This window comes from Bacillus sp. A260 (assembly GCF_009861435.1).
Lineage (GTDB): Bacteria > Bacillota > Bacilli > Bacillales > Bacillaceae_G > Bacillus_A > Bacillus_A cereus.
The window spans coordinates 4,008,199-4,024,452 of the sequence record NZ_CP046398.1; the positions used below are offsets into that span (position 1 = coordinate 4,008,199).

The following is a 16,254-nucleotide window of genomic DNA, read 5'->3' on the forward strand; positions in this document are numbered from 1 at the left end:
CCTCGTTATAAAATAATCCCTTACTAAAGGATTTTCTCAGTTCTTCATTCAAATAATCATGCTATATATTTGTATGTATATACTCTTCTAACCCGCTTCATTGTACCAAACATTTGTTTTACGGGTCAATCCATCTATTTTCTAACTTTATGCAAACAAAATATTATATTACAATTGAAAATTCATATTTTTAACCAATAAAAATATCTTGTTCACTTTCCACTTTACGATGGAAAGCAAACAAGATTTTTTGTTACAACATATTTAAGAAACGATCAGAGACAACACCTGTATCGTCAGGTGTACGGCAAATAATTAAGCAAGTATCATCACCACAGATGGTTCCGATGATCTCATCCCACTCTAAATGATCAATAAGTGCTCCAAGTGAATGAGCGTTACCAGGCAATGTTTTTAGCACAAGCATATGTCCTGCCGTGTCTAATTTTACAAATGAATCCACTAGATTTCGTTTTAATTTTTGTAACGGGTTAAATCGTTGATCTGCTGGCAAGCTATATTTATAGCGCCCATCATGTAATGGCACCTTCACTAAGTGCAGTTCTTTAATATCGCGCGATACTGTTGCTTGCGTTACATTAAATCCCTCATTACGTAAAATATCAACTAATTCATCTTGTGTTTCAATTTCTTTGTTTGCAATAATTTCCCTGATTTTAATATGGCGCTGACCTTTATTCATACATTTGCACCTCACACTATCTCTTACCATAGTTTAAACATTGGTATACTTCACTTATTTATGTTAACTTATAATTCGTTTCTTGTACACAATTGTTTTTACAATCATTATACAATTACAGCAAAAAGAGGAACAACATATGTTATTCCCCTTTCCCTTTTTGTTTTAGAACTTCATGCGCTTCTGTAACAACTTGCTCTATAGAAATCGGAGAATGATTTTCGCCATTCTCACGTTCACCATGCCATTTCAGATGAATTAAAAATTCAATATTACCATCCCCACCCGTAATTGGTGAGAATGTTAAACCTTCCACATCATAGCCTTCTTTTAAAGCAAACTCGACAATCATTTCTACAACAGCTTCATGTACTTTTCTATCACGAACGATACCTTTTTTCCCAACTTGCTCTCTTCCAGCTTCAAACTGCGGTTTAATTAACGCTGCTACATCTCCGTTAGGCATAAGCATTGTTTTTAAAACTGGCAGTATAAGCTTTAATGATATAAATGAAACATCAATACTTGCAAATTGAGGTAAACCACGTTCTAAGTCTGCTGGTGTCACGTAACGGAAGTTTGTTCGTTCCATTACAACAACACGCTCATCTTGACGTAATTTCCACGCTAGTTGATTGTATCCTACATCTAATGCATAAGATAATTTCGCTCCATTTTGAAGCGCGCAATCTGTAAAGCCACCAGTTGATGAACCAATATCTATCATAACTTTATCTTGTAAATCAAGATGAAATGTCTCTAATGCCTTTTCAAGTTTATAACCACCACGACTTACATACGGCATAACTTGTCCCTTCACCGTAATCTCAGTATCTTGCGAGATTTTCTCTCCTGGCTTATCAAGTCTCATCTCATTTGCATATACGAGTCCGGCCATAATGGCGCGCTTTGCTTTCTCACGCGTTTCTATAAGTCCTCGCTCTACTAATAGTACATCTACTCTTTCTTTTTTTACGCTCATTTGTTACGCCCTTTTTTGTTTTGATGGAATCATTGTATGAATACGGTCTACAACAGCATCTGTCGTTAAACCAATTTCTTCTAATAATTTTGTTACACTTCCGTGCTCTATGAAGCGATCTGGAATACCCATTCGTTCAACTAATGCACTATGGTAACCATTTTCAGATGCAAATTCAACTACTCCTGTTCCAAAACCACCGATTAAACAAGCTTCTTCAATCGTTAAAATCGGTATATTCTTTCCTAGAAGATCATGTAAATATGCTTCATCCATTGGTTTAATAAAGCGAGCATTCACTACTTTCACTGAAACCCCAGCTTTTTCAAGACGCTCAGCTGCTTCCATTGCCATTGGTATTGTCGTACCAAACGTTAAAATAGCTGCTTGTGTACCCTCTTTTAACGTCTCCCACGTACCGATTGGAATCGCCTTTAATTCTTCATCCATATGAACGCCAAGTCCATTACCGCGCGCATAACGCAATGCGATTGGTCCATCTTCATATTGCATCGCCGTATAAACTAAATGTTGACCTTCATTTTCATCTTTCGGCATCATAAGCACCATATTCGGCAAGTGACGTAAGAATGAGATATCAAATACGCCTTGATGCGTTTCACCATCTGCTCCTACTAATCCCGAACGATCTATTCCGATGAAAACATTTAAATTTTGGCGGCATATATCATGAACAACTTGGTCATATGCTCTTTGTAAAAATGTTGAATAAATCGCTAAGAATGGTTTCATTCCTTGCGTTGCCATACCTGCTGCCATTGTTGTAGCATGCTGTTCTGCAATACCTACATCAATCATACGATCTGGGAATTCTTTTTGGAATTTCTCAAGTTTTGATCCAACAGGCATTGCAGGTGTAATTGCTACGATACGCTCATCTGCTCTCGCTAGCTTAAGTACTGTTTCACTAACGACAGCACTCCATGCTGGTGCAACTTCTTTCGGCTTAACGAAGTCACCTGATTCAATTTTATAAGGTCCTGTTCCATGCCAAGTTCCAATAACGTCACTCTCAGCCGGTTTATAACCTTTTCCTTTTTTCGTAATAACGTGAACGAGTACTGGGCCTTTTGTTTTCTTTGCATATTGCAACGTTTCGAATAACTTTTCATAATCATGCCCATCGACTGGACCTAAATATGTAAAGCCTAACTCTTCGAAAAAGACACCAGATACTAGTAAATATTTAAGACTATCTTTTATTTTCTCTGCTGTCGCAGCCACTTTCCCGCCAACTGCTGGAATTTTCTTTAATATATACTCTAATTCATCTTTTACCCAGTGATATTTTCCTGCGGTACGTAAACGACCGAGCACATTATGAAGCGCACCAACGTTTGGTGCAATTGACATTTCATTATCATTCAAAATAACAATCATGTCTGTTTTTTCATGTCCAATATGGTTCAATGCCTCTAAAGCCATTCCGCCTGTTAAAGCACCATCTCCAATAATTGGTATAACATATTCTTTCGTTTTCTTTAAATCACGTGCCAGAGCCATTCCCATTGCAGCCGATAACGAAGTCGAGCTATGACCAGTTTCCCATACATCGTGCTCACTCTCACAACGTTTCGGGAAACCACATAGACCTTGATATTGCCTTAATGTACCAAACTCTTTCGCGCGTCCAGTTAAAATTTTATGTACATAGGATTGATGTCCTACATCCCATAAAAATTTATCTTGCGGGCTATCAAATAATTTATGCAGAGCAATTGTGAGTTCTACTACACCTAAATTAGGTGCAATATGTCCACCTGTTTGAGAGAGCTCTTCAATTAAAAACTTACGAATATCCTCACTCAATCCCTCTAGTTCACTGATAGACATATCTTTCAAAAAACTAGGGTTTTGAATTTGCGTTAGATCCACACGGATCACTCACTTTCATTTCATAATCTGTCAACATGTCAAATATTATAAAAAACATTTACACAAAACAAGAAATTCTCTTTTCTATTTTTCGTCTTGTCCCGCTATTAACCAGTCTATTGCGCCTTAATCCTATTATAAACCATATTTCTTTAGGCGATGAAAAAAATAGCCGCTAACACGAAGTGATAACGGCAATGTAATCTACATATATTTTTGCCAATAACAAGAAAAGAAAAACCTTTTCCTACATTTATATCATAAAATGATGAATGACTCAACAAATGAAAACGCTGTTATATTAGTTATTACGTTTTGCAATCAAATCGCAAATAGATAGTAAATATTCATCTTGTAATTGCAAGGAGCTAATCGCACCTTTTGCTTCTGCAATTGTTTCTTCTAAAATCTCCTTTGCTCTATCTACAGTAAACAACGTCGTATATGTGCTCTTTTCATTAGAAAGATCGCTACCAATCGGTTTTCCAATCTCTTCTTCAGTTCCTTCCACATCTAAAATATCATCTCGAATTTGGAAAGCTAGACCGATATATTTGGCAAACGTAAGCAACTTTTCTTCTTGCTCTTCTGTCGCATCAGAAAGTATCGCACCCGCAAGTACAGCAAATTCAAGTAGTTTTCCGGTCTTATGTTTATGGATGTACTCCAATTCATCAATCGTAAGGCGTTTCCCTTCCGCTTCCATATCTGCCACTTGTCCGCCAACCATTCCTTCTGGTCCTGCTGCTTTTGCGAGTTCAAGTACAAGTCTTACTTTTTTTTCAGCAGAAATTTCTTTTTGCTCATATGCCATAATAACTTGAAAAGCGTATGTCAATAAGCCATCTCCTGCTAAAACTGCCATCGCTTCACCAAATACTTTGTGATTTGTGGGCTTTCCTCTTCTTAAATCATCATCATCCATACAAGGTAAATCATCATGAACTAACGAATATGTATGAATCATTTCAAGAGCACAAGCTGCACCTACTCCAAGATTTCTTTCTTTCCCAAACGCTTGTAATGTTGCAAACAAAAGTAACGGGCGGAGACGTTTTCCACCCGCTTCCAAAGAATATGCCATCGCTTCACGAAGTACATTTGGACATTGTAATCCATTTGCATAGCTTACAAGTTTTTCTTCTACGAAAGTTTTACTTTCTTTCAAAAAAGTATCAAAAGCAATCGTCACTATGCTTCATCTCCTAAAGCAGTAAACGGTTCAAGCTCTCCATCTTCCCCAAGAATAACTGCCATTTGTTCTTGTACATTCTTCAGCTTCTCATCACAAAGCTTAGATAATTCCATACCTTCTTTAAAATAAGAAATCGCTTCTTCTAAAGGTACGTCACCTTGTTCTAGCTTAGAAACAAGATGCTCAAGTTGCGAAATTGCCTCTTCAAAGCTTAATTTATTTTCCATTATTCAATTCACGCTCCTCTATGCCTGATACGCTACAATCTAGTATTCCATCTTGTAATTGAACTGAAACAGCATCTCCAAGGCTTACATCTTTCACACTTTTTAACACTTGCTTCTCTTCATCATATACAAGCCCGTACCCTCTCATCATTACTTTAAGCGGACTTAACGCTTCAAGTTTTTGAGCAGCTCTTACAAAGGCAAATTCTTTCGTTTGAAGTAACGTTTGCATTTCACGTTGTAATTGCTTTTGCAACGTTTCCACAGCTACCTTCGTTTGCATAATTTTTTGAGATGGGTGGTGCTTCTCTAAATAAAATGAAAGTTGCTTTAACTGATTCACCTTTTTATCAATATAGCGCTCTTTCGCTAAAACAAGCTGTTCTAGCGCTCTATCTAATTGCTCTTCCTTTTGCTCATATACTTGTCTTGGATAACGGAACGCATACGATTTTTGCAACACTTGTAGTTTTTCTTCTTTTTTATGTACTAACTCTCTCATTGCTCTTTGCAATCTCAGAGTTCTTTGTAATACCTTTTCTTGTAACTCTATAATGTTAGGTGCTGCCAACTCAGCTGCTGCGGTCGGTGTTGGCGCGCGTAAATCTGCAACAAAATCTGCAATTGTAAAATCTGTTTCATGGCCTACTGCCGAAATAATAGGAATTTCACTCTTAAAGATTGCTCTTGCAACCATTTCCTCATTGAAAGCCCATAATTCCTCAATAGAACCTCCACCACGACCAACGATTAGTACATCTATCTCTCCCATTTCATTCGCTGTACGAATCGCTTGTACAATCGAGGGAGCCGCTGACTCCCCTTGTACAAGTACCGGAAATACAATAACATTCCCAATTGGATAACGACGTTTAATCGTTGTTATAATATCACGAATCGCTGCTCCTGTTGGCGACGTAATCACACCTATTGTTTTAGCGTAAGGAGGAATCGCTTTTTTATAAACTTGAGAAAAAAGTCCTTCCTCTTCTAAACGAACTTTTAACTGTTCGTACGCTAAATGTAAATTTCCGACTCCGTCAGGCTGCATGTCTTGAATATAAATTTGATAAGAACCACTCGCCTCGTAAACAGAGATTTTTCCTTTCACGAGTACCTTCATCCCATTTTCAGGTTTGAATTTAATATTACGATTATGGCCCGCAAACATAACCGCTGCGATTCTTGCATTTTCATCTTTCAATGTAAAATACATGTGGCCACGGCTATGATTTTTAAAGTTGGAAATTTCACCTTTTAACCAAACAGACTGCAAATGCGGATCATATTCTATTTTTGTTTTTATATAGCGTGTTAACGCTGTAACGGTTAAATATTGCTTCTCCATTTCTCTCTCCTCATAGCCGACTCAAATTATTTACAAACGACACCTGCACGTTTGGCAGATTCAACAGTATTATGAAGAAGCATTGTGATTGTCATTGGACCAACACCCTTTGGCACAGGTGTAATGTAACCCGCAACATCTAACACGTTGTCAAAGTCAACATCACCACAAAGTTTTCCTGTTTCTAAACGGTTAACACCAACGTCAATTACAACCGCCCCTTCTTTAATATAATCCGCTGTTATCATTTTAGGTCGTCCAACAGCTACGATTAAAATATCAGCTAACTTCGATAACTCTTTCATATTTTGCGTCTTAGAATGACAATATGTGACAGTGGCATTTTCATTTAAAAACAATTGCCCCACTGGTTTACCGACAATATTACTTCTTCCAATTACTACTACATGTTTTCCAGAAATATCAAGATTTGTTTCTTTTACTAATTCTACAATACCATGCGGTGTACATGGAAGGAATGTATCTTGTCCCGTCATCATACGTCCCACGCTGATTGGGTGAAATCCGTCTACATCCTTTTCTGGTGAAATTCTTTCAATGATAGCTTTTTCTTCAATATGTTTTGGTAAAGGTAATTGCACTAATATGCCATTAATACGGTCATCGCCATTTAAGCGATCGATTTCAGCAAGCAAACGTTCCTCAGTAATTGTTTCAGGAAGTTCAATTAGCTCTGAGTAAATCCCTACTTGTTCACAGCCTTTTTCTTTTCCTTTCACATAAGAACGAGATGCTGGATCTTCTCCAACTAAAATAACTGCTAATCCTGGTACAATACCTTGCTCTTTCAACTTCACAACTTCTTCTGTTAATTGTGCTCGTTTTTTCTCCGCAACTTCATTTCCTTTGATGATTACTGCTACCATTTTAAGATTCCCCCTTAAAGAATTTACAGTGTATCTTTTATATTAGATAAAACGCCGTTAATAAAACGACGAGATTCCTCATCCCCAAATGTTTTAGCAATTTCAATTGCTTCGTTAATTGTTACGTTGTGTGGAATTTCTTCCATGTATTTCATTTCATACACAGCTACACGTAAAATACTGCGATCAACAATACTAATACGCTCAAGCTTCCACTTTTTTAAATTTTGACGAATCGCTTCATCGATTGCTTCTTTATTTTCTACAAAACCTACTACAAGTGACTCTAGAAACTCATTTGTTTCTTCGCCTTCATCTAGCGTGTTTTCCACTGCTACTTTCGGTTCTAATTCACCTGTAATATCCATTTGGTATAATGCTTGCATTGCTCTTTCTCTAGCCGTCCTACGTTTCATTGTAACTCTCCTTTATGCTTCAAGTCTTTCCTTATACTTTGTTATATTATTATAATTTATAAGCCGTCAATTCACTTACTCTTACAGTTTTCATTGATTTTCCAACCTTATAATACAATGATAATAACACAATTTATCGTTTCACACACGGGTTACAAGGCTGAAAAATAATAAAAAGATTAACTTCAAGTTCCATATCTTATCACAATGTACGTTTTTTGGAAAAACGACACATTTTCTTGTTTATTTCTTATTTTTTGAAATAGTATAATAATTAGAGGGTTGTAATTTGTGAAGAAATGAAACGATAAAAAAGATGCCTATGTTACTAGGCACCTTTTCATTCTTACACTGGTTCGATTTCTGTTTTTTGTGTTTCGAATGTTACGCCAACGATGTGAACATTCACTTCTTTTGGCTCAAGTCCTGTCATTGTAAAGAGTGCTTGGCGAATATTGTCTTGAATCTTTTGTGCAACAACTGGAATTGCTACACCAAAATACATTACAACATAAAGGTCAACGATAATATCTTCGTTTGCTAATTCAACCTTTACACCTTTACCATGATTTTTCTTACCTAACTTCTCAACAACATCTGTAGCAAAATTACCGCGCATTGCCGCTACACCTTCTACTTCAGCAGCTGCAATACCTGCAATTACTTCAATTACTTCTGGTGCAATTTCTACTTTACCAAGAGTTGTATCTTGACCCATATCTAACATATGTTCAGCCATGAAAAAAACCTCCTTTAATGTATCACTGCGTCACAAGTTCATGCTCTTCCAAAAATTTCGTATTAAACTCACCTTTTACAAAATCAGGATGATCTAGCAATTGCAAATGGAACGGGATTGTTGTATGTACGCCTTCAATGACAAATTCACTAAGTGCGCGCTTCATTTTTGCAATTGCCTCTTCACGTGTTTTTCCGTGAACAATTAATTTAGCAACCATCGAATCATAGAAAGGTGGGATTGAATATCCCGGATATACAGCTGAATCGACGCGAATACCAAATCCTCCTGGTGGTAAGTACATTTCTACTTTACCTGGAGATGGCATAAATTTTTTGGCAGGGTTTTCCGCATTAATTCGACATTCAATTGCCCAACCATTAAATTGTACTTCTTCTTGCTGTAACGATAACTTTTCTCCTGAAGCAACAAGAATTTGTTCTTTAATTAAGTCCATTCCTGTTACCATTTCAGTAACCGGATGCTCAACCTGAATTCTCGTATTCATCTCCATGAAGTAAAAGGTTTTCGTTTTATATTCATAGATAAACTCAACCGTACCAGCACCTGTATAATCAACCGCTACCGCCGCTTTAACTGCCGCTTCACCCATCTGCTTGCGAATCTCTTCATCAAGTGCAGGTGATGGACTTTCTTCTAATAGTTTTTGCAAACGGCGCTGAATTGTACAATCACGCTCTCCTAAATGAATGGCATTTCCGTGTGTATCTGCCATTATTTGAATCTCAACATGGCGGAAATCTTCAACGTACTTTTCTAAGTATACACCAGGGTTCCCAAAAGCGGTACTAGCTTCTTGCTGTGTAATTTGAATTCCTTTTATAAGCTCTTCTTCATGGCGTGCAACACGAATACCTTTTCCACCGCCACCTGCAGTCGCTTTAATAATAACTGGATATCCAATTTGATTAGCAAGCTCAATCGCTTCTTCGGTATTTTTAATAATCCCTTGTGAACCTGGTACAATCGGAACCCCTGCTTCTTTCATTGTATCACGAGCAACGTCTTTTGTGCCCATCTTTGAAATAGCTTCTGGACTTGGACCGATAAAAATCAAGTTACATTCACGGCATAACTCTGCGAAATCTGCATTCTCTGCTAAAAATCCGTATCCCGGATGAATAGCATCGCAGCCTGTTAACTTCGCAACGCTAATAATGTTTGTCAAATTTAAATAGCTTTCTTTCGAAATCGTTGGTCCTACACAATACGCCTCGTCTGCAATCTGTACGTGAAGTGACTCTTTATCTGCTTCTGAATAAATTGCAACTGTTTCAATATCCATTTCTTTACAAGCACGAATAATTCGTACAGCAATTTCCCCACGATTGGCTATTAATACTTTTTTTATCATCACAAAGACTCCCTTATTACGCTTTTACAAGAAATAGCGGTTGTCCATATTCAACAAGCTGTCCGTTATTAACAAGAATTTCAACAATTTCGCCCTCTACATCAGCATCAATTTCGTTAAATAACTTCATAGCCTCGACAATACATACGATAGAATCTTTCGATACTCTATCCCCAACACTTACATATGGAGGTGTATCAGGCGAAGAAGAAGAATAGAATGTACCTACCATCGGTGATGTGATTTTATGTAGGTTTTCATTTTGAACAACCTTCTTCTCTTCTTGTTTTGGCACTTCTGCTTGCGCTGCTGCTACTGTCGTTTCAACTTCAACAGGCGCTACTGGTTGCATAGCTTGTTTTGCTGCAGGTGCTTGCACAGCAACAACTTCATTACCACGCTTTTTCATTTTGATTGTTGTACCGTCTTTTTTGTATTCAAATTCATCAATATTAGAGCTATCAATTAATTTAATTAATTCACGAACTTCTTGAATTTTAAACATGTAAAATCCACTCCCATACTCTTGTTTGTCCCGTTTTTACAGATTCTCGTCACGAAAACTAGATTGACTGTAAAAATACGATGTACTCTATTAGAAAATATATTTCATTAACTAATAGAAATATTTACTATTTCCATCTTACGATAAATTTTTTAAACATTCCAATTTATATTTCTTTATAATAAATCGAAATTCCTGTAAAAATATTATTCCAATAAAAATTTAATACCTAGTAATAATACCAAGTTTCACATGAAATTGGCAAGACCACTTCTTAAAAAACATTCACTACTTTTGCAAAACGTTACAAAGCAAACATGCCATTCCCTCCTCACTCTTCACCACACCTATAGTCAATAACATATTTTTACCAAATATTATTTTTTTGTTTACACGCCGTTCATCATTCCTTCATATAAGAATAGTATGTTCAAAGTGTAGAAAATATATTGTGTTGAGGTGTGGAAATATGATATGGCTCATTCTCTTTTTACCTGCCGTAATCGTTTGGGCATGCGTTCTTTTCATCCACGTCAAATCCGGAAAAAGTAATCATCAGTACCATGAACCATTAATCTTTTACTCACAACGTGTTTCTCCATTCCGAGTTGAACATAGTAAAAATAATTACAAAGACGACATAGAAAAAAGCTATCGAAAATGATAGCTTTTTTCTATTCACACATTTACTTACATACTCTATTTTACTATTTGCATACCCTTTGCTTAGTAAAAGATAATAATCCGCAGGGAAATCCCTACGGATTAAAGTTTCACTTATTTCGCTGGTGGATCAAATTTCACACCTACATCTTTTGATCCGCCTTCACTTCTTACAAGTTGAATAATTTTATTTGCTTCTTTCTGTGAATGTTTTGCCGCTTTAACCGTTACTCTAATATCAGTGCCATCAGCTCTTACAAGAGCATCTGGATATCCTCCTTGAGATTTAATTACTGTCTCAAGTAATTCTTGCTTCGTTTCCATTGTCGTAATGGCATCAAAATTTTCTTTCGCTTTATTCTTTTCTGTTGCTGAAGCTTTTGTTGAACTCATCACTTCTTGTAATTTTGCTTTTTGTTCACTACGCTGATCTTCCATTTGCATACGTAAAGCTGTGAAATTCTCATCACTTGATTGAACTGATACATTGCCCTCTTTTTTACTTGTTTCTTTTTTTGCATTTTCTTTTTTGTCTGTTTCTTTATTTGTTGTTTCCTTGCTTGTATTTTCTTTTTTCGGAGTTTCTTTAGGCGCTTCGTTTGTTACTGCTTTATCAGTACCTTGTTTTTCTTGTCCAATCTTTTCACCTGTTGCCGGCGATGCTGTATTCATTTTGTCAGGAGTTGTCACGTAATACACAGATAGTACAACAACTAAACTTAACATCGTTAATAACCAAACTGTTTGTTTTTTTAACACTTTATTTCCTCCCTATCAATTTTTCGGTGAAACTGAAACGCGATGGGCCGGTACATCTAGCAGCCTTATCACAGCTTCTTTTACCATTGCTTTAACTTGTATATTATCCACTCCCTTTGCTACGACAAGAACACCACGTACTTTCGGCTTCTCTGTTCGTAAAACAACAGGAGTTTCTTTATCCCCTTCACGTATAATGACAGTCTTTTCATCAAGAGACTCGTCCTCTACTTCTCTCTTACCGCCTGTTTTATCTGTTTCACCTGTTGTTTGTGAGCGTTTCACTGTATTTTTTTCTAAAATTTTTTCTTCAGATGAATCTAAATTCACTTTAATCGTTACGTCTTTTACTCCTGCTATTTCTTCTAAAGCAGTTTTTAATTCTTGTTCATACGCTTTTTCATATTTTTCTACATTTGACATATTATCATTATTTTTTTGTCCAAAAGTTGGTACATCTTTTTCCTGGTTTTGAGTTTTTTGTTCTTTAAATACAGGTACTTCTTCTTTTTTACTTGAAAAAAAACTACTAGAAAACATAAGCAAAATTCCAAGTATGAGTAGGACAAGTAAGAACTTAGGTGTTACCTTTCTTCCCTTCTCATTACTTTCTTTTTCATCTCCATTCAATAAGTTTCGAAAAAATGAGAACTTCGAATTTTTATCTTTATTGTCCATTTACTCTACCTGTCCTCCCTTCCATTTGAACTTGGATTTGTTTATTCTCTAGTTGCCACCTGCTTGAAAAGAAGTCTTTCATTTCTACATTCGTTTCCTCTACTTTTTTCGGTGGTTCTTTCGTGTTAATTTCAACTGGTTTTACTGTTTCGATTGCATCATTTTTACTACGTTCTTTTTCTTTTAACGTCACAACAACAGATTGAATATCTTTCGCTGACTTTACTTCCGCTGTGCTTTCCGCTGCGACTATTTGTATTTCAGAGACTGACATACCATACTGTTTCTCAAACTCTTTTCCTACTTCTTTTTTCATTTTGGTAGCCATCTCTTCTAAACTATATGCACGTGTTAGAGCTTGTATTTCTTTTTTCTTCGAATCTATTGAATTTTTTACAGATCCTTCTGCTACGTACTTTTCTTCATTAAAATTTGCAATTACTTCATTTACATCTGTCTGCAATAGTTTAAAAAGGGGTGTTAAAATTAATACGACTAACAAAAGACTTACAACGAATTTAACGTATTTTTGCAAATTCGAATTTGGAAGAATAAGATGAAGCATTGTCGCTAAGAGCAAAAAAACGATAATATTTCTGATCCACTCTGTAACAAATTGCATACTCTTCACCTCCTACCGCATCATAAGTGTAATATTCCCCGCAGCAATAATAATTGTAATACTTAAAAAGAACATAAATGATACGATAGCTAAGCAAGCAAATACGTAAATGATGCTTCGTCCAATAATGTCTAAGCATTGAATAATTGCTCCGCCGCCAACCGGTTGCAATACTGCTGCTGCGAATTTATAAATAAATGCGATACAGAAAATTTGAATCGCTGGAAAAGCAACAATTAAACATAAAATGACGAGCCCAATAATTCCGACTGTGTTTTTCAATAATCCTGATGCGCTAATAACAGTATCTGCCGCTTCTGTAAACATCCTTCCGACTACTGGAATGAAGTTCCCTGTTACAAATTTAGCAGTTTTCACAGCTATTCCATCAGCAACGGCTGTTGCTGTTCCTTGTACAGATAATACTCCTAAAAAAATCGTTAAGAAAATACCGATAATCCCAACGCTAACGTTTTGCAGAAGCTTGGACAATTTCGTCACTTTATATTGATCACTCATTGTACTTACAATACTTAATATCGTTGCCAGTAATAAAAGCGGTAGAACGATATAATTCATAAGAAGCCCGCTTGTATTCATTAAGAAAATGATAATCGGATGAAAGAAAGATACAGATACAACCCCGCCACCAGTCGCTATAAGCGCCAATAAAATTGGCAATAGCGCTAATATGAAATCTACCATTGTTTGTATCGTTTCTCTTGCATATGTCATAACGACATAAAAACTATTTAAAGCAAAAATAATAAGTACCATATATACAACAGCATCAGCAATTTTACTTACACTACTTTTTGAAAAAGCGGATTGCAGTGATTGCAACAATGCACTAAAGATTGTGAGCATAATGAGTGTGCCAAGCAGTTTTCCATTAGCTGCAAGCTCATGAAATAAATATTTTAATAACCCTATCATCCACTCTTTTAGAGAGAATTCTTTTTCTCCCTTTACAAACTCCATAAAACTCCCTTTTTGACTCTCTGGCAAATAGCCTCCATATTTTGTAACAAGCCCGTCCCAAAATTGCTTCACATCTTCAATTCCGAGCTTATCCAATTGTTGATCAACGACGTTTGTTTCTACAGGAGAAGCTTGTACAACAACCGGTAAAGAAAAGAAAAGGAAGCAAGCAAATAGCAGCTTAGCTCCAAACCTCCTCAACATTCACTCCCCCTTATCCCGTCGGTAAAAATCCGAGAATAGTTTCAATTACAACCGTCAAAATAGGAATTGCCATAACGAGAATTAAAATTTTCCCAGCAAGTTCAATTTTCGAAGCGATGGCACCTTGACCAGCATCTTTTGTAATTTGAGCTCCAAACTCGGCAATATAAGCAATTCCAATAATCTTTAGTAACGTTTCCACGTAGACGTTACTAACTTTCGCTTCACTCGCTACTCTCTCAATCATTTGTAAAATAGAATGAATTTGATCGATTAAAATTAGAAACATCACGCTACCTACGAACACAATAAATAAAGATGTAATACTAGATTTATGCTGGTTCAAAACAGCAGCTAAAAACGTAGCAACGAGGCCTAATCCGACAATTTGTATAATTTCGATTCGAACCGCCTCCTTTACTGGAAGAGAAAGACACTTTTAATCTTGTCGAATAGCGTATTAATTAAAAATGCAACATGAAATAAAATGACGACAAAACCGACAAGGATAACCCAATTTGCAATATCCTCACGCTTCAATTCTTTTAGTACAGTATGAATGAAAGCTAAAACAATGCCGATTCCGGCGATTTGAAATATTAATCCAACATCAATGGACATCGCCTTTCTCCCCCCTATAGCAGTAAAATTACAATTAGTAGCCCTGCTAGTACCCCTAAGCTCTTAATCATTTTTTCGTATTGCAGTTGTAAAGCTTTCGCTTCCTCTTCTTCTCTCTCCAAATGTGTAATACATAAGCGAATATGTTTTTGTTGTGATTCACGATCATGTTGCCCGAGCGTTTCACCAAATTGCTGCAGTATTTCATACTCGGTTTGTTGAAAAGCCGTCAACTTCCAATTCTCTTTCAAACTATCTATCCAAGCTTCCCTTACCGTTTGTTCTCCACTTTCTAGTTTTTTAGCGAAACTTTGAAATATCCAATTTAATGGCTTTGGCATTTGTTTAACTAATCGCTCGGCAGCCTCAGATAAAGGTGTGTGTCCATACATAATTTCTGCCTCTAATGATTGAAGTGCTGATTTTAATAACCTAAGTTGCCTCGGCCTCTCACTGTATCTTTTAGCGTACGAAAACCCGAAAAAGGTGCTGACCGCAACGATTAACACTGCACCAAATATTTTCACCATACGCCCTCAGCCTTTCTATTTGATAACACTGGTTTTCCATATTTATCTTTCACCTGCATAACCGTTCCTGGACCCCTCGCTTTTGACAACTCCACAAACCTATCAAATATACCAAGCTCTAGCACTGCCTTGAGCGATGGACGTCTCACAACATCCTCATAGGAAAATCCGTGTGCGCTTATAAAAAGCTGAACACCTGCATGCACTGCCTCCATAATTGCTTCACTATCTTCTTTACGGCCAATTTCATCTACGATCAAAATATCAGGACTCATAGAACGAATCATCATCATCATTCCTTCTGCCTTTGGACATGCGTCTAACACATCGACTCGGGTACCAAAATCATATTGCGGGATTCCTTTCACACAGCCAGCAATTTCTGACCGTTCATCAACGATCCCCACTTTACAGGAAGGAATTTCCGAAGCACTTACCCCTTGACTCATGCAACGTGCTACATCTCTTAAAAGTGTCGTTTTTCCCGTTTGGGGAGGGCCAATTACCATCGTGTTTAACCACCTTTTTTCATACAAATATGGCAAAAGCGGTTCAGCAATCCCTATTTTTTGACGAGCAATACGAATATTAAAGGAAGAGACATCACGAATCATTTTCACTGCGCTTTTTTCTGTAATGACTTTTCCTGCTAACCCGATTCTATGCCCCCCGCGAAGCGTCACATACCCACGTTTTAATTCCTCTTCCATCGTATAAATTGAGAATTGACTTAATTTATTCAATAAGTAAATAGCATCCTCTGCAGTAGTGATATAGTCATAAAAAAACACCTTTCCGTGTGCAATACACTCTAGCGGCCTTCCAATTCGAACACGAATTTCCTCTAAAGCATCGTATTGCTTACATTCTTCAATTAAGTACTTCATCGTTTTTGGTAAAACTTCTAATACCTCTTTCATCGG

General features: G+C 36.7%; 20 protein-coding genes. 1 reads left to right on the top strand and 19 read right to left on the bottom strand.

The window, feature by feature from the left end:
* Positions 1 to 253 precede the first annotated feature (253 nt).
* The 11 genes from argR to accB all read right to left on the bottom strand — a co-directional run bounded on the left by argR (position 254) and on the right by accB (position 10,273).
* Positions 254 to 703, bottom strand: coding sequence for an arginine repressor ArgR (argR, locus tag GD442_RS20155; RefSeq protein ID WP_001032580.1), 450 nt, complete (start codon positions 701 to 703; stop codon positions 254 to 256).
* Positions 704 to 845: 142 nt separating this feature from the next.
* Positions 846 to 1,685, bottom strand: coding sequence for a TlyA family rRNA (cytidine-2'-O)-methyltransferase (locus GD442_RS20160; protein ID WP_000111875.1), 840 nt, complete (start codon positions 1,683 to 1,685; stop codon positions 846 to 848).
* A gap of 3 nt (positions 1,686 to 1,688) precedes the next feature.
* Positions 1,689 to 3,581, bottom strand: coding sequence for a 1-deoxy-D-xylulose-5-phosphate synthase (gene dxs / locus GD442_RS20165; protein ID WP_000366452.1), 1,893 nt, complete (start codon positions 3,579 to 3,581; stop codon positions 1,689 to 1,691).
* Positions 3,582 to 3,882: 301 nt separating this feature from the next.
* Positions 3,883 to 4,773, bottom strand: a complete 891-nt coding sequence (gene ispA, locus GD442_RS20170; RefSeq protein WP_000150381.1) for a (2E,6E)-farnesyl diphosphate synthase — start codon at positions 4,771 to 4,773, stop codon at positions 3,883 to 3,885.
* Positions 4,773 to 5,003, bottom strand: coding sequence for an exodeoxyribonuclease VII small subunit (gene xseB, locus GD442_RS20175; RefSeq protein ID WP_000428423.1), 231 nt, complete (start codon positions 5,001 to 5,003; stop codon positions 4,773 to 4,775). The genes ispA and xseB overlap by 1 nt, the downstream gene beginning before the upstream one ends.
* Positions 4,993 to 6,351 (bottom strand): exodeoxyribonuclease VII large subunit, encoded by a 1,359-nt coding sequence (gene xseA / locus GD442_RS20180; protein ID WP_000415249.1) that lies wholly within the window; start codon positions 6,349 to 6,351, stop codon positions 4,993 to 4,995. The genes xseB and xseA overlap by 11 nt, the downstream gene beginning before the upstream one ends.
* A gap of 26 nt (positions 6,352 to 6,377) precedes the next feature.
* Positions 6,378 to 7,238: a bifunctional methylenetetrahydrofolate dehydrogenase/methenyltetrahydrofolate cyclohydrolase FolD gene (gene folD / locus GD442_RS20185; RefSeq protein WP_000226732.1), complete on the bottom strand. Its 861-nt coding sequence runs from the start codon at positions 7,236 to 7,238 to the stop codon at positions 6,378 to 6,380.
* A gap of 23 nt (positions 7,239 to 7,261) precedes the next feature.
* On the bottom strand, positions 7,262 to 7,654 hold the full coding sequence (nusB, locus tag GD442_RS20190; protein ID WP_000830247.1) for a N utilization substance protein NusB: 393 nt from the start codon (positions 7,652 to 7,654) through the stop codon (positions 7,262 to 7,264).
* A 346-nt stretch (positions 7,655 to 8,000) separates the two neighbouring features.
* Entirely contained in the window at positions 8,001 to 8,393 is a 393-nt protein-coding gene (locus GD442_RS20195; protein WP_000807630.1) for an Asp23/Gls24 family envelope stress response protein, read from the bottom strand.
* A 22-nt stretch (positions 8,394 to 8,415) separates the two neighbouring features.
* The gene (accC, locus tag GD442_RS20200) at positions 8,416 to 9,768 is read right to left on the bottom strand and encodes an acetyl-CoA carboxylase biotin carboxylase subunit (protein ID WP_000592871.1); all 1,353 of its coding nucleotides are present in this window, start codon (positions 9,766 to 9,768) and stop codon (positions 8,416 to 8,418) included.
* Positions 9,769 to 9,784: 16 nt separating this feature from the next.
* On the bottom strand, positions 9,785 to 10,273 hold the full coding sequence (gene accB / locus GD442_RS20205; RefSeq protein ID WP_000472866.1) for an acetyl-CoA carboxylase biotin carboxyl carrier protein: 489 nt from the start codon (positions 10,271 to 10,273) through the stop codon (positions 9,785 to 9,787).
* A 469-nt stretch (positions 10,274 to 10,742) separates the two neighbouring features.
* Here accB and GD442_RS20210 point away from each other — a divergent pair, with 469 nt between their 5' ends.
* On the top strand, positions 10,743 to 10,937 hold the full coding sequence (locus GD442_RS20210) for a hypothetical protein (protein ID WP_002179810.1): 195 nt from the start codon (positions 10,743 to 10,745) through the stop codon (positions 10,935 to 10,937).
* Positions 10,938 to 11,050: 113 nt separating this feature from the next.
* Here GD442_RS20210 and GD442_RS20215 read toward each other — a convergent pair whose 3' ends face one another.
* The 8 genes from GD442_RS20215 to spoIIIAA are packed head-to-tail and all read right to left on the bottom strand — an operon-like array spanning position 11,051 to position 16,251.
* Positions 11,051 to 11,695 (bottom strand): SpoIIIAH-like family protein, encoded by a 645-nt coding sequence (locus GD442_RS20215; protein ID WP_000914710.1) that lies wholly within the window; start codon positions 11,693 to 11,695, stop codon positions 11,051 to 11,053.
* 15 nt (positions 11,696 to 11,710) lie between these two features.
* Complete coding sequence (gene spoIIIAG / locus GD442_RS20220) at positions 11,711 to 12,373, bottom strand: stage III sporulation protein AG (RefSeq protein WP_000368880.1); 663 nt, start codon at positions 12,371 to 12,373, stop codon at positions 11,711 to 11,713.
* Positions 12,363 to 12,995, bottom strand: a complete 633-nt coding sequence (gene spoIIIAF, locus GD442_RS20225) for a stage III sporulation protein AF (RefSeq protein ID WP_001161052.1) — start codon at positions 12,993 to 12,995, stop codon at positions 12,363 to 12,365. Before spoIIIAF ends, spoIIIAG begins: the two co-directional genes overlap by 11 nt.
* A 12-nt stretch (positions 12,996 to 13,007) precedes the next feature.
* Positions 13,008 to 14,180, bottom strand: a complete 1,173-nt coding sequence (gene spoIIIAE, locus GD442_RS20230) for a stage III sporulation protein AE (RefSeq protein WP_000946110.1) — start codon at positions 14,178 to 14,180, stop codon at positions 13,008 to 13,010.
* A 10-nt stretch (positions 14,181 to 14,190) separates the two neighbouring features.
* Positions 14,191 to 14,574, bottom strand: coding sequence for a stage III sporulation protein AD (gene spoIIIAD, locus GD442_RS20235; RefSeq protein ID WP_077393170.1), 384 nt, complete (start codon positions 14,572 to 14,574; stop codon positions 14,191 to 14,193).
* 23 nt (positions 14,575 to 14,597) lie between these two features.
* Positions 14,598 to 14,801 carry a stage III sporulation protein AC gene (spoIIIAC, locus tag GD442_RS20240; RefSeq protein ID WP_000020914.1) on the bottom strand — a complete coding sequence of 68 codons (204 nt, stop codon included), beginning with the start codon at positions 14,799 to 14,801 and terminating at the stop codon, positions 14,598 to 14,600.
* A 14-nt stretch (positions 14,802 to 14,815) separates the two neighbouring features.
* Positions 14,816 to 15,331 carry a stage III sporulation protein SpoIIIAB gene (gene spoIIIAB, locus GD442_RS20245; RefSeq protein WP_000238702.1) on the bottom strand — a complete coding sequence of 172 codons (516 nt, stop codon included), beginning with the start codon at positions 15,329 to 15,331 and terminating at the stop codon, positions 14,816 to 14,818.
* Entirely contained in the window at positions 15,325 to 16,251 is a 927-nt protein-coding gene (gene spoIIIAA / locus GD442_RS20250) for a stage III sporulation protein AA (RefSeq protein ID WP_000665905.1), read from the bottom strand. The genes spoIIIAB and spoIIIAA overlap by 7 nt, the downstream gene beginning before the upstream one ends.
* Between the last annotated feature and the right edge of the window lie 3 nt (positions 16,252 to 16,254).

Excerpts from the sequence above, each read along its gene's own strand:
- accB (WP_000472866.1), bottom strand. The coding sequence starts at position 10,273 with ATGTTTAAAATTCAAGAAGTTCGTGAATTAATTAAATTAATTGATAGC.
- xseB (WP_000428423.1), bottom strand. The coding sequence starts at position 5,003 with ATGGAAAATAAATTAAGCTTTGAAGAGGCAATTTCGCAACTTGAGCAT.
- argR (WP_001032580.1), bottom strand. The coding sequence starts at position 703 with ATGAATAAAGGTCAGCGCCATATTAAAATCAGGGAAATTATTGCAAAC.
- spoIIIAC (WP_000020914.1), bottom strand. The coding sequence starts at position 14,801 with ATGTCCATTGATGTTGGATTAATATTTCAAATCGCCGGAATCGGCATT.
- spoIIIAF (WP_001161052.1), bottom strand. The coding sequence starts at position 12,995 with ATGCAATTTGTTACAGAGTGGATCAGAAATATTATCGTTTTTTTGCTC.
- spoIIIAB (WP_000238702.1), bottom strand. The coding sequence starts at position 15,331 with ATGGTGAAAATATTTGGTGCAGTGTTAATCGTTGCGGTCAGCACCTTT.
- folD (WP_000226732.1), bottom strand. The coding sequence starts at position 7,238 with ATGGTAGCAGTAATCATCAAAGGAAATGAAGTTGCGGAGAAAAAACGA.
- GD442_RS20195 (WP_000807630.1), bottom strand. The coding sequence starts at position 8,393 with ATGGCTGAACATATGTTAGATATGGGTCAAGATACAACTCTTGGTAAA.
- xseA (WP_000415249.1), bottom strand. The coding sequence starts at position 6,351 with ATGGAGAAGCAATATTTAACCGTTACAGCGTTAACACGCTATATAAAA.
- spoIIIAA (WP_000665905.1), bottom strand. The coding sequence starts at position 16,251 with ATGAAAGAGGTATTAGAAGTTTTACCAAAAACGATGAAGTACTTAATT.
- GD442_RS20210 (WP_002179810.1), top strand. The coding sequence starts at position 10,743 with ATGATATGGCTCATTCTCTTTTTACCTGCCGTAATCGTTTGGGCATGC.
- GD442_RS20160 (WP_000111875.1), bottom strand. The coding sequence starts at position 1,685 with ATGAGCGTAAAAAAAGAAAGAGTAGATGTACTATTAGTAGAGCGAGGA.
- accC (WP_000592871.1), bottom strand. The coding sequence starts at position 9,768 with ATGATAAAAAAAGTATTAATAGCCAATCGTGGGGAAATTGCTGTACGA.
- nusB (WP_000830247.1), bottom strand. The coding sequence starts at position 7,654 with ATGAAACGTAGGACGGCTAGAGAAAGAGCAATGCAAGCATTATACCAA.
- spoIIIAG (WP_000368880.1), bottom strand. The coding sequence starts at position 12,373 with ATGGACAATAAAGATAAAAATTCGAAGTTCTCATTTTTTCGAAACTTA.
- spoIIIAE (WP_000946110.1), bottom strand. The coding sequence starts at position 14,180 with ATGTTGAGGAGGTTTGGAGCTAAGCTGCTATTTGCTTGCTTCCTTTTC.